Annotated in this window: 11 protein-coding genes and 1 riboswitch; of the genes, 7 read left to right on the top strand and 4 right to left on the bottom strand. The window is 39.2% G+C overall.

Annotated elements, in window-relative coordinates; translation table 11 throughout:
- Positions 1-35 precede the first annotated feature (35 nt).
- A complete protein-coding gene (locus J5J05_RS00060) occupies positions 36-752 on the top strand; it encodes a pseudouridine synthase (protein WP_208558615.1) in 717 nt (238 codons plus the stop codon).
- A 50-nt stretch (positions 753-802) separates the two neighbouring features.
- Here the strand turns inward: J5J05_RS00060 and J5J05_RS00055 are convergent, their stop codons facing one another.
- Complete coding sequence (locus tag J5J05_RS00055; protein ID WP_208558614.1) at positions 803-1,057, bottom strand: hypothetical protein; 255 nt, start codon at positions 1,055-1,057, stop codon at positions 803-805.
- Positions 1,058-1,114: 57 nt separating this feature from the next.
- Positions 1,115-1,945, bottom strand: coding sequence for an NAD(P)H-hydrate dehydratase (locus tag J5J05_RS00050; protein WP_208558613.1), 831 nt, complete (start codon positions 1,943-1,945; stop codon positions 1,115-1,117).
- 173 nt (positions 1,946-2,118) lie between these two features.
- Here J5J05_RS00050 and pepV point away from each other — a divergent pair, with 173 nt between their 5' ends.
- Positions 2,119-3,528, top strand: coding sequence for a dipeptidase PepV (pepV, locus tag J5J05_RS00045; protein ID WP_208558612.1), 1,410 nt, complete (start codon positions 2,119-2,121; stop codon positions 3,526-3,528).
- A 103-nt stretch (positions 3,529-3,631) separates the two neighbouring features.
- On the opposite strand, the gene J5J05_RS00040 is transcribed toward pepV, so the two are convergent.
- A complete protein-coding gene (locus J5J05_RS00040) occupies positions 3,632-4,756 on the bottom strand; it encodes a GerMN domain-containing protein (RefSeq protein ID WP_208558611.1) in 1,125 nt (374 codons plus the stop codon).
- 28 nt (positions 4,757-4,784) lie between these two features.
- Positions 4,785-5,978, bottom strand: a complete 1,194-nt coding sequence (locus J5J05_RS00035; protein ID WP_208558610.1) for an iron-containing alcohol dehydrogenase — start codon at positions 5,976-5,978, stop codon at positions 4,785-4,787.
- Positions 5,979-6,326: 348 nt separating this feature from the next.
- On the opposite strand from J5J05_RS00035, the gene gcvT reads away from it, so the two are divergent.
- The 5 genes from gcvT to J5J05_RS00010 all read left to right on the top strand — a co-directional run bounded on the left by gcvT (position 6,327) and on the right by J5J05_RS00010 (position 11,635).
- Positions 6,327-7,454 carry a glycine cleavage system aminomethyltransferase GcvT gene (gcvT, locus tag J5J05_RS00030; RefSeq protein ID WP_244244535.1) on the top strand — a complete coding sequence of 376 codons (1,128 nt, stop codon included), beginning with the start codon at positions 6,327-6,329 and terminating at the stop codon, positions 7,452-7,454.
- Between the two features lie 18 nt (positions 7,455-7,472).
- Positions 7,473-7,859: a glycine cleavage system protein GcvH gene (gene gcvH, locus J5J05_RS00025; RefSeq protein WP_208558609.1), complete on the top strand. Its 387-nt coding sequence runs from the start codon at positions 7,473-7,475 to the stop codon at positions 7,857-7,859.
- Between the two features lie 122 nt (positions 7,860-7,981).
- Positions 7,982-9,340, top strand: a complete 1,359-nt coding sequence (gene gcvPA, locus J5J05_RS00020) for an aminomethyl-transferring glycine dehydrogenase subunit GcvPA (protein WP_208558608.1) — start codon at positions 7,982-7,984, stop codon at positions 9,338-9,340.
- Positions 9,337-10,797, top strand: coding sequence for an aminomethyl-transferring glycine dehydrogenase subunit GcvPB (gene gcvPB / locus J5J05_RS00015; protein WP_208558607.1), 1,461 nt, complete (start codon positions 9,337-9,339; stop codon positions 10,795-10,797). The genes gcvPA and gcvPB overlap by 4 nt, the downstream gene beginning before the upstream one ends.
- 52 nt (positions 10,798-10,849) lie before the next feature.
- The gene (locus J5J05_RS00010; protein WP_208558606.1) at positions 10,850-11,635 is read left to right on the top strand and encodes an SDR family oxidoreductase; all 786 of its coding nucleotides are present in this window, start codon (positions 10,850-10,852) and stop codon (positions 11,633-11,635) included.
- A gap of 182 nt (positions 11,636-11,817) precedes the next feature.
- Positions 11,818-11,991, top strand: a riboswitch (Lysine riboswitch).
- Positions 11,992-12,144 lie beyond the last annotated feature (153 nt).

Here is a 12,144-nt window from a genome sequence, read left to right as displayed (position 1 = left end):
CTCCAAATCAGCTACACTAGAAGAGAGGTGACAAGATGAGAATAGATAAATTACTCGCACATAGTGGGTTAGGTACAAGAAAAGAAGTAAAGAAATTACTGAAAGCGTCGATGATTGAAATCAATAGTGAGGTTATCAAAGATCCTAAAACACAAGTTGATCCTGACGTGGATGTTATCTTGATTGCTGGAGAAGCACTTGATTATCAAGAGTTTGTATACTTTATGTTGAACAAACCTGCGGGTGTGATCAGTGCTACTGAAGACGATATGCATGAGACGGTTTTAGATTTATTACAACCAAGTGATATCGTTCAAGAGCCACATCCGGTTGGTCGGCTAGATATCGATACAGAAGGATTGCTTTTGTTGACGAACGACGGCGCATTAACGCATCGATTGCTATCGCCTAAACGCCATGTTGATAAAACATACTTCGCCGAAATAGAAGGACTTGTTTCAGACAAGGATATTACGCAGTTCAAAGAAGGTGTAACATTAGCTGATGACTATGTTACGATGCCTGCTGAACTAACGATCTTATCGATTGATGAAGAAACACAAACCTCTAAAGTGGAAATTACGATTCAAGAAGGTAAGTTTCATCAAGTGAAGCGAATGTTTCATGCAGTAGGAAAAGATGTGCTTTACCTTAAAAGATTATCAATGGGAAAACTAACATTAGATCCTCACTTAGAACTTGGCGCATATAGAGAATGTACCAAGGCGGAAATAGCACAGCTAAAAGCCTAAAAAATAACCCGAATCCCTTCTACATGAAGGCATTCGGGTTATTCGTTTACTCAGACTACAAAGAAAAGTGCAATAATACCAGAAGAAACATAAAACGCACTGATCCACATTAGCTTGATCAATCTAACTTGATCCTTTTTGAAACGTTCTTCATTACCGTCATCTCCAAGTCTAGGACCTGCACCGAATGCAAAAAGAACGATTCCAGCCATACCAATCAAAAAGAGTAGGGATTGGTTGAAATACATTAGCGCAAAACCGAGCGCAAAAATAGCTAAACAAATCACAAATAGTTTCTTATTCACTTAAATCGACCTTTCTTCTTTATTCCTTTTCAGTATAACGAAGAAAGCTAGGAAAAACTAGTTTGGTTCAGCAAATTCTTTCATGACTTTGGGAATCTCATTTATGATCATAGTTGGTAGGGTTACATAATGGGTCTCGGATAACCGATTTGCAATCAGACTGTGAAGATAAACAGCCGATAAAATCCCTTCTTTACGAGAAGCAAACTGTGCACTAAATCCGCCAACCATCCCAGCAAGTGTATCTCCCATACCACCAGTTGCCATTGAAGGGTTTCCGGGAATATTTTGCCATACTTCATCTTGAAAATAAATTTCACTTTGATCTTTCTTTAAAACGACTGTTGCATCAAGTGCTGCCCGTTTTTCTTGATTCAAATCTAGGTATTCTTCATCAGGAGACAGGTCAGATAATGTTTTCCACTCCCCAAGATGAGGTGTGAAGATGATGTCAGCTGCTGGTCTGTTCATAGATTCGTTGATAAAAACTGATATCGCATCACCATCTACAACGATAAACTGTTCAGTTGAAGTAGCTGAAAGGACGGTTTCTAGCACTTTATTGGACCGGTCATCCTGCCCAAGCCCAGGACCAATCACGATCCCATCCATGCCTTTCACCATTTCCTGTAATGCATCCAAGTCATACATATCTAAGAACATCGCTTCAGGAATTCTAGCATGTAGTGCATGAACATTGACAGGTGCACTAGCTACTGTAACAAGTCCAGCACCAGAGTGTAAACCAGCAGCTGCTGAAAGAATGATCGCACCACCCATTTGTTCATTTCCTCCTACAAATAATAAGCGCCCATAAGTACCTTTATAGCTCTTTTTTTCTCTTATCGGTATGGATTGTCTAACCATAGATTCCTCTATTTTCTTCATGAAAAATCCTCCTTTTTATTTATTTTACGCTCGCTTATTGAATTATGCACATCATTTACCTATCGGAAAATTGGTATTCAAACAAAAAAGTGATAAAATGGTAAATAGAAGTGAGAAGTGGTGCATGACGACTTCTTCACGAACAAGCTAGTATTATAGGAGGAATAATGAACATGGCAAATCAATCAATAGATTGGAAAGCAGAAGCAGCAAAACGAAAAGACGATTTTTTAGAGGATCTATTCACGATTCTAAAAATTGATAGTGTTCGCGATGATTCAAAAGCGACAACAGAAGCACCTGTGGGACCTGGACCAAAAGAAGCGCTTGAAGCATTTTTAGCAATTGGTGAGCGAGACGGTTTCAAAGCTGAAAACTTTGACAACTGGGCTGGCCACATTGAATATGGTGATGGTGACGAAATTATGGGCGTGTTGGCTCACGTTGATGTCGTTCCAACTGGAACAGGTTGGGAGACAGATCCATTTGAACCAGTCATTAAAGATGGTCGTCTTTATGCTCGTGGATCAAGCGATGATAAAGGACCAGGGATGGCCGCTTACTATGCGATTAAAATGATCAAAGAATTAGACTTACCGGTTTCTAAAAAGATTCGTTTCATTTTGGGAACAGATGAAGAAAGTGAATGGAAAGGCATTACGCATTATCTTGAAACACAACCTGAACCAGATTTTGGATTCTCTCCAGATGCAATGTTCCCTATTATAAACGGTGAAAAGGGGAATGTGTCAGCGAACTTAACGTTCAAAGGAAATGCAACTGGTGGTACACATACATTAGTTGAATTTGAATCTGGTCTTCGTGCGAATATGGTTCCTCAAGATGCTGTAGCGGTGATTGACTCTGAAAATCCTGAAGCATTACAAAATGAATTTCAAGATTTTCTATCAGGTCAACCGGTAACAGGCGAACTTTCAGTAGAAGAAAATCGTGTAACGATTACAATCGTTGGTAAAGCAGCGCATGGTAGTACACCAGCTAAAGGTGTAAATGCAGCGACGTATCTTGCACGCTTCTTGTCTGAATATAACTTTGGTGGAGATGCTAAAGACTTTATAGAGGTAGCAGCACTTTACCTGCATGACGATCCTTCAGGAGAAAAATTAGGCGTTGCACATACCGATGAAGTAATGGGTGAGTTGACTTCAAATACAGGAATATTTAAGTTTAACGCTGAAGAAGGCGGTCAAATGACAGTCAATATGCGTTATCCTCAAGGTACGAGTGAAAAGCAAATTAGTACTCAGATCAAAAACAAATTATCTCAATATGCTGTAGAAGTTTCTTTACCAGAAGGTAAAACACCTCACTATGTTCCTGGAAATGATCCACTTGTTCAAACACTTCTTGATGTATATGCACGCCAGACAGGTCTTGAACCAAGTGAACAAGTCATTGGTGGCGGTACGTATGGTCGTCTGATGAAGCGTGGCGTTGCTTATGGCGCGATGTTCCCAGATAGTATCGATACAATGCACCAAGCAAATGAATTTATGGCTGTGGATGATTTAATGAATGCTATGGCGATTTACGCAGAAGCGATTTATGAACTAGTCAAATAATAAAGTAAATAAGTGAGTGGACCAGTTAATAGGTTCACTCACTTTTTTTGTAGAAAAAAGAGATTCCTCATTTGTTGTGAGGAATCTCTTTAGGAATGTTCAATTATTCTATATTTGAAAGATCAACAGACATGGTCTGTCCTTCTTCAAACGATAAGTGCCCTGAAGCGTACGGTTGATCTTCAACAGTTAATAAAACTTCATCAACTTGGTAAAGCGATCCAATCGTATTGACAAGGCTTTGAATCAACAGACTTTCAATACCCGCACCAGCATTCATTTCTGTAACGAGCTCTTCAGAAAAATCAACATGAACGATCTGATCATTACCTAGATAAAGATAGTTGATCATTGCATTATCTGTCAAAGTAGGAATCGTCATATCGTCAGTTTCGCCATTTAAAATCTCAGTTAATTGTAAACGAGCAGGATCATTCGTACTGAGTACCAGTGAAGCATCTTTTGTTGTAAGCGCCGTAGCCATCTCGTTTAATTCATACAAGCTGAAAGGAATCTCTTCCTTCGTATCTGCTTGAATTTCACTTAAACTTGATGTGACAGGTGAGTCACTATCAGGCTCTGAAACCTTTTGAACCAAGCCGATATCTTTAGCATAATAAAGTTTGGTCGTCTGGTTATCCAAAGTACGGGTGATTTCAAGTGCCGAATACGTGCCAGAAGGGGTATCGATTTCGACATTAGCATCTGAGATTTCAGAAATAGACCCAGAAGGACTTTCCCAACTTTTCCCAATTTCAACAGGTGCTTGTATAAGAATCTCGAAATCTTCCTGTTCACTGCTAAGACCAGTGTCAGCTAAATCATCCCTGAAATAAGTTTCATCTCTTACAAAAACTTCCCTTACTTCATTTTCACTATACTCATATAGTTTGACGTTGGTTGTTCCACCGTTTGATTCACTAAATTGTAGCGTATCAGAATGGATAAATTGAGGATAAACCTTGAAGGAGGCAAATTCATCCCCTTCACCGTCATAAACAAAAGTAGTGTCTTCTTTCATAGGCAACCAGTCGAGTAAATTCTGTGATAACGTAGATTGATCATCTGTATCCGTATCCGCATTTGAATCTGTATCGACAGGCTCGCTAGTAGATTCAGTCGGATCCTGTTCAGTCGTTTCTGGTTCAGACGCTGGTGAACATGCTGCCAGCACGAGGCCTGATAGAGAGAGTACAAGTAATGTCTTTAATTTGGTTGGCTGATTCAATAAGATTCCTCCTTATTTTCTGCAGTCCTTAAAATTCTAGTTCTAAAGCTTTTTCAAAGATAGCTCTTGAAACATCTAATGTTTGATCTCCACGTTCAGAAAGCTTCGCATTACCATGCTTGTCAAGCTGCTCAATCAAGAAATCGATATCGCTAGCAGAAACATTGATTTCTTTCAATGTAACAGGCATGTCGATTGATTTTAGGAAAGCAACAGTCTTCAAAATAGCAGCGTCCACTTTTTCTTCATTGGAACCAGTATTAATATTCCAGACGTTCTCTGCATATTGTACGAGCTTATCAAATTTCTGTTCTTTTCTAACGATCATAACGGCTGGTAAAATAGCAGATAAAGTTTGAGCATGATCTGTGTGATTTAAAACAGTTAATTCATGTCCTAGTGCATGTGTTGACCAATCGCCTGGAACACCCTGAGATAAAATCCCATTAAGAGCTAACGTTGCTGTCCACATAAAGTTAGCGCGGATCGTATAGTCGTGAAGATCTTCCTTAACAACATCAGGGCCAATCGTAATCAAAGTTTTCATTAAACTTTCAGCAAAGCCGTCTTGAACCATTCCACCGACAGGGTAAGTTAAATATTGTTCAATGATGTGAACGAATGAATCAGTCACGCCATTTGCCAATTGTTTTTTAGGAAGGGTATAAGTTAATTCAGGCTCTAGAATAGAGAAGGTTGGATAAACGTGTATACTACCAAAGCCGATTTTTGCTTGTTTTTCTTTAAACGTAATAACACCGCCTCCGTTCATTTCAGAAGCTGTCGCTGGGAGCGTCAATACTGTACCAAGTGGAAGAGCCTGTTTGATTGGTTCACCTTTACCGATGCCTCTACCAAAGATATCGATAGGATCGCCTTCAAATACAGCACCAGCTGCGATAAATTTAGAACCGTCGATAACTGAACCGCCACCAATGGCTAGGATAAAATCGTAGCCATCTTTTTTGATCAGTTCAATGGCACGCATGCAAGTCTCGAATGATGGATTGGCTTCAATACCACCAAATTCTCCAAAATTGTAACCCTCTAAAGCTTCACGTACACGGTCTAAAGTGCCAAAACGTTGGACACTTCCGCCGCCGTAAGTGATCAATACCTTTTTATCTTGTGGAATCAAAGAAGATAATTGTTTGATTTGATCTTTCCCGAAAACGATTTTCGTCGGATTTTGAAAAGTATAGTTCGCTATTTCTTGTTGCATAAATGAAACGCTCCTTTATAAGTGATTGATTCCATTATAGCACAAAAGACGAAATGAAGATTCTAAAGCAATTTTTAAAAAAAGGATTTTATCTTAAGAAATTAGAATTTTAACGATTAAAATATTGTTTTATCGAACAAATTGAATGAAATTATTTATAATGTTCGTTAAAATTAATTAGTAAGCGTTTTTCTTACTAAACATTAATGAATTATTTGTTTGAGAACGAATGAAATCATGATAGAATTAATCTTAAGAAATCAACCGAACAAGTGAATCGATAGAATAAAATAAATGGTAATTTTCTATCTATATGAAATTTGTTCAATTAAATGTTGGAGGCGTTCGATGGTGGATATGGAAAGCAAAGAATTAAAACAGACACCACTGTATGAATACTATCAAGAAAAAGGACTTAAGCTGATTGATTTTGGTGGGTGGGCATTACCGGTTCAATTCACCAAGATAGCAGAAGAACATGAAGCAGTACGAACGCATGCAGGTATTTTCGAAGTTTCTCATATGGGAGAAATCGTTGTTAAAGGGAAGGAAGCAACGCGCTGGTTAAACCAACTTGTTACCAACGACGTATCCAAGATGACAATCAATCAAGCACAATATAATACCATGACGAATGAACAAGGTGGGACATTAGATGATTTATTACTGTTTAAATTTTCAGATGATCATTATTTAGTCACTCCGAATGCAGGTAATACAGATAAAATTTACAAATGGATGATCGCTCATGCTGAATCAACGGTGAAAATTGAAAATGTTTCTGATGATTACGGCTTGATTGCTTTACAGGGTCCGAAGTCAGAACGTATATTGAAATCCATTACCCAGACAGATTTAGCGTCACTTAACACATATCACTTTCTGCCCGCTGAACATTTCAGTGAGATAAAAGATGTGATCGTGGCACGCACCGGTTACACCGGTGAGGACGGATTTGAATTATACGTCAAGAAAAATGAGACACAAGCTCTCTGGGAAAAACTTGTACGAGCTGGTTTTATGCACGGATTGAAAGAGTGCGGATTAGGTGCTAGAGATACACTTCGTTTAGAAGCTGGCATGGCCCTATATGGTCAAGAACTTACAGAAGAGATTACACCCCTTGAAGGTGGCGTTGGTTTTGCAGTCAAAGTAGACAAAACAGAACCATTTATCGGTCAAGCGGTATTGCAAAGTGAAAAAATCAAAGGATCAAAACGAGTATCCAGAGGGTTTGAATTATTAGAAAAAGGTATTGCAAGACATACTTATCCAGTATTCAATCAAAATCAAAAAGAGATCGGTGTAGTGACGTCTGGTACACAGTCACCCTCTCTCGGTAAAAGTATTGGAATGATGTTGATTGATAAAGCAGAATCGCAACTAGGAGAGACTGTTTTGATCAAAGTAAGAACAAAACAAATTCCAGCCAAGTTGACAAAAAAAGACTGGTTAAAGTCAATACACAAAAACTAAAAGAGAGAAGGCAATATAATGGCAGGTAAAGAAACATTGTATTTTACTAAAGAACATGAATGGATAGAAGTAGTTGGAGAAGATTACGTTAGAATCGGTATTTCTGATTATGCAGTAGAACAGTTAGGTGACGTTGTATTTGTGGAACTGCCTGAATTAAATGGACAAATGACCGTCGAAGAAGCCTTTTCGACAGTTGAATCAGTAAAATCTTCTTCTGAAATTTACGCACCCGTACAAGGGACCATTACGAAAGTAAATGACTTATTAGAAGATGAGCCGGAAAAACTGAATGATTCACCGTTTAATGAAGGTTGGATCGTAGAAGTTCAAGCAAGCGAAAAATTGAATACGGGTGAATGGATGGATGCAAAAGCTTATGATCAGTACGTAAGCGAGCTTTAATCTAAGTATTGATCTGTGAAAGATGAATAATAGAGAAACCATTGAGGAGATTTCTCGAGTAAAGAGAAGTCTCCTTTTTAATCCTATAGAGGCATCTATTTTTGATACAAGGAGCGATCATGATGACAAAGCAACACAGATATCTACCAACAACAGATCAAGACCAAAAAGAAATGCTAAAAACAATTGGTGTAGAATCAATTAGTGATCTTTTTTCTGATATTCCAGTTTCTACCAGAGCAACGAACGATAAATCAATCGACTTACCGGATCCATTAAGCGAGTACGAATTGACAAAACATATGAAGAAATTGGCAGATCAAAATAAAACAGCGACAACCTTTCCCTTTTTTTTGGGTGCAGGAACATACGACCATTTTATTCCGAGCGTCGTCAATCATGTTACACTCAAATCGGAATTTATGACTGCGTATACCCCTTACCAGCCAGAAGCCAGTCAAGGGGAATTACAAGCATTATTTGAATTTCAGACCATGATTTGTGCATTGACGGGAATGGATGTATCGAATTCGAGTTTATATGACGGCTTTACTTCTCTTGGTGAAGCTTGCAATTTAGCTACTTCTGTAACCAAAAATAACACAGTACTCATGTCAGCAGGTATCCACCCGCAAGCGAAAGAGGTCGTACGTACATACGCTTATGGTATGGAGTACAAGATTAAAGAGGTTCCCTTAAATAAAGACATTACAGATATTTCGCAGTTGAAAACAGCACTTTCAGAAGATACAGCTGCCGTGATTGTTCAGTATCCAAATTTTTTAGGATCGGTTGAAGATCTAGCGGAAATAAAAGAAACCCTAAAAGATACTAAAGCGTTGCTCATTGTTGTAGCGAATCCTCTAGCTTTAGCAAAACTAGAAGCTCCGGGTAATTTAGGAGCGGATATCGTCGTTGGTGACATGCAACCACTCGGACTATCCATGTCTTTCGGTGGACCACATTGTGGCTATTTCACTGTGACTAGTAAATACATGCGGAAAATCCCTAGTCGAATCGTTGGAGAAACAGTCGATATCGAAGGGAAACGTGGTTTTGTTATGACGCTTCAAACCAGAGAGCAACATATTCGCCGGGAGAAGGCGACTTCTAACATGAGTTCTAATCAAGCTTTGAACGCACTAGCAAGCGCTGTTTTTATGACGGCTTTGGGCAAAGAAGGCGTACAAGAAATGGCACAACAAAATATCAATAAAGCACATTTCCTAGCAAAAAAACTTAAGCAGTCTGGTATGGACATTTGGAACGAGAAGGCATATTTCAACGAATTTGTCATCGAATGTGCGAAATCCGTTTCAGCAATCAATCAAGGGTTGTTAGAAAAAGGTTTCATCGGTGGATATGATGTTTCAGAAATCGTTGATCGTCCAAACGCTATGCTTCTTTGTGCGACTGAGAAAAGAACGCGAGAAGAAATAATTTCATTTGTAGAGGCATTAGTGGAGGTGAATCAAGCATGATCGAGAAAAAAGAAATGCTCATTTTCGAGCAGTCTAAACCAGGAAGAATCGCTTACAGTCTTCCAGATAACGATGTTGAAACATACGATTTAGCTGCTGAATTGCCGGAACACTTATCAAGAAAAGTAGCTGCTGAACTTCCTGAAGTTTCTGAATTACAGTTGATGCGCCATTATACCGCTCTAGCGAATAAAAATTTCGGTATTGAAACAGGATTTTATCCGTTAGGGTCTTGTACGATGAAATATAATCCTAAAATCAATGAAGATGTAGCACGTTATGACGGTTTCACTGCTATCCATCCATTACAAGCTCCAGAAACGGTGCAAGGTGCATTACAGTTGCTGTATGAACTGCAAGAAGATTTAAAACAAGTGACAGGGATGGATGAAATTTGTCTTCAACCAGCTGCTGGCGCGCAAGGAGAATGGGCAGGCTTGCTTGTCTTCAAAGCATACCATGCAGCAAATGGTGAAGGTGCACAAAGAAGAACGATTCTTGTACCTGATTCAGCACATGGAACAAATCCAGCAAGTGCAGCCGTAGCTGGGTACGATGTTGTCGAAATCAAATCAAATGAGAATGGGACTGTTGGTGTAGAAGCACTTAAATCAGCGCTTGGACCAGACACAGCTGGGCTTATGCTGACGAATCCTAATACGCTAGGATTATTTGAAATCGATATCGTTGAAATAGCAGAGATCGTTCATGAAGCGGGTGGACTACTTTACTATGATGGTGCTAACGCAAATGCGATCCTTGGTAAATCGACGCCAGGTGAAATGGGATTCGACGTCGTTCATTTAAATTTACACAAATCATTCAGCACACCACATGGGGGTGGCGGTCCAGGGTCCGGTCCAATCGGCGTTAAATCTTTTTTAACACCGTTTCTCCCAAATCCAAGAATCGAAAAGAAAGAGGCGCAATTTGTACTAAATAATGATTACCCACAATCTATTGGTCGTGTGAAAGGGTATTTCGGGAACTTTGGTGTTAATGTAAGAGCCTACGCGTATATTCGATCAATGGGTGCACAAGGATTACAGAAAGTTTCTGAGTATGCGGTGTTACACGCTAATTATCTGAAAGCTAGATTAGCCGATGCCTACGATACACCGTTTAAACAACACTGTAAGCATGAGTTCGTGCTCAGCGGCTTGCGTCAGAAAAAACAAGGTGTTCGTACATTAGACATTGCCAAACGATTGTTAGATTACGGATTCTATGCACCGACTGTATACTTCCCGTTAATCGTTGAGGAATGCATTATGATCGAACCAACAGATACGGAAGCAAAAGAAACCCTTGATGAATTTGCCGATGCCATGATTGCTATTGCAAAAGAAGTAGAAGAACAGCCAGACTTACTCCATAACGCGCCAACGACGCAATCTGTCAGACGCTTAGACGAAGTTATTGCAGCTAGAAAACCCAAAGTTGTTTACCAAAAATAACGTTTGATCTATAATAAGAGACATTAAATCGATCATACGGGGGATAAAAAAGATGGATATGAATCTTAAAGGTAAAACGGCTCTGGTTCTTGCTTCGAGCGCTGGATTGGGAAAAGCGATTGCAGCACAACTTGCCGAAGAAGGGGCCAACGTCATGTTGACAAGCCGAAATAAAGACAAGTTGGAAAAAGCAAAGACCGAAATTAAAAAGAATGCTTTAGGTTCAGTTGATTATACAGTCGCTGATATAACAGATGCAGCAAGTATTAAAAATCTTGTCGAAGTCACACGTAATACGTTTGGGCCTATCTCTATCCTCGTGAACAATGCAGGTGGACCCCCAGCTGGGAAATTTGAAGATGTTGATGACTTAGCTTGGCAAAAAGCTTTTGATTTAACATTGTTCAGTTTTATTCGCACGATTAGAGCGGTTTTGCCAGATATGAAGAAAACGGGCGGTCATATTTTAAATAATGCTTCTTCGTCCATCAAACAACCCATTGATGGCTTAATCTTGTCGAATGTTTTTAGAATGGGCATTGCCGGATTATCGAAGAGTCTTTCACAAGAGTTAGCACCCGATAACATTCTAATCAATACAATTGGTGCGGGTCGAATCGAGACAGATCGTTTAGTCCAATTAGATGCTGCGAAAGCTGAAAAACAAGGGAAGAAAACCGAAGACGTTACCAACGAGATGCTGGAATCTATTCCGATGGGTCGTTACGGAAAACCAGATGAATTCGCTAAAGTCGCTGTATTTCTTGTTTCTGGAGCCAATACTTACGTCACCGGTCAGAATATATTGATCGATGGTGGAATGGTAAAATCATTTTAATTGAAATTTCTTAAAGTACTGAGAATGGACGGTTAACGTTCAGCACTCAGTGCTTTTTTTGTAGTAAACGAAAAAAAAAAAATCGAAAAGGTTGGTTTAATCAGCTTTAAAGAAAGCGATTGATTGAAATTGTTTCTTGCAATCTCTGTTGATTCCTTGTACACTAATAAACGTTAAAATCAAATACAGATAGAGGCGCGAAGAAAATAAGTATGATTCAGTAGGGTGACACCCGAAGATCGAATCAGAAAGGGTTCTTTGCCGAAGTGGATAAAATGAGTCGCATTTTACCTGCTGGTGGTCCGTTTAAGAAGCGGAGCATTGTCACGATTATATCGTGGAGCACTATCAGCTAACTGCGTATATAGAGCATTTAGGGTGATCGTGCCTTAAGTGCTTTTTTTGTATAAAAAATGGCTCTGTGTCAACTGGTGTTGGTAACATTAGTTACCCTTAAGAAGATCTATCGGTTTCATTCGATAGGTCTTCTTTTTTTAGGTTTCATTTTT

Origin of the sequence: Marinilactibacillus kalidii (assembly GCF_017599325.1) — a bacterium.
GTDB lineage: Bacteria > Bacillota > Bacilli > Lactobacillales > Carnobacteriaceae_A > Marinilactibacillus > Marinilactibacillus kalidii.
The sequence above is the reverse complement of the archived record's forward strand: the minus strand, read 5'-3'. Positions and strand labels throughout refer to the sequence as shown.

Coding starts and splice junctions, on each gene's coding strand:
- J5J05_RS00060 (WP_208558615.1), top strand. CDS start 36: ATGAGAATAGATAAATTACTCGCACATAGTGGGTTAGGTACAAGAAAA.
- J5J05_RS00050 (WP_208558613.1), bottom strand. CDS start 1,945: ATGAAGAAAATAGAGGAATCTATGGTTAGACAATCCATACCGATAAGA.
- pepV (WP_208558612.1), top strand. CDS start 2,119: ATGGCAAATCAATCAATAGATTGGAAAGCAGAAGCAGCAAAACGAAAA.
- J5J05_RS00035 (WP_208558610.1), bottom strand. CDS start 5,978: ATGCAACAAGAAATAGCGAACTATACTTTTCAAAATCCGACGAAAATC.
- gcvT (WP_244244535.1), top strand. CDS start 6,327: ATGGTGGATATGGAAAGCAAAGAATTAAAACAGACACCACTGTATGAA.
- gcvH (WP_208558609.1), top strand. CDS start 7,473: ATGGCAGGTAAAGAAACATTGTATTTTACTAAAGAACATGAATGGATA.
- gcvPA (WP_208558608.1), top strand. CDS start 7,982: ATGACAAAGCAACACAGATATCTACCAACAACAGATCAAGACCAAAAA.
- gcvPB (WP_208558607.1), top strand. CDS start 9,337: ATGATCGAGAAAAAAGAAATGCTCATTTTCGAGCAGTCTAAACCAGGA.
- J5J05_RS00010 (WP_208558606.1), top strand. CDS start 10,850: ATGGATATGAATCTTAAAGGTAAAACGGCTCTGGTTCTTGCTTCGAGC.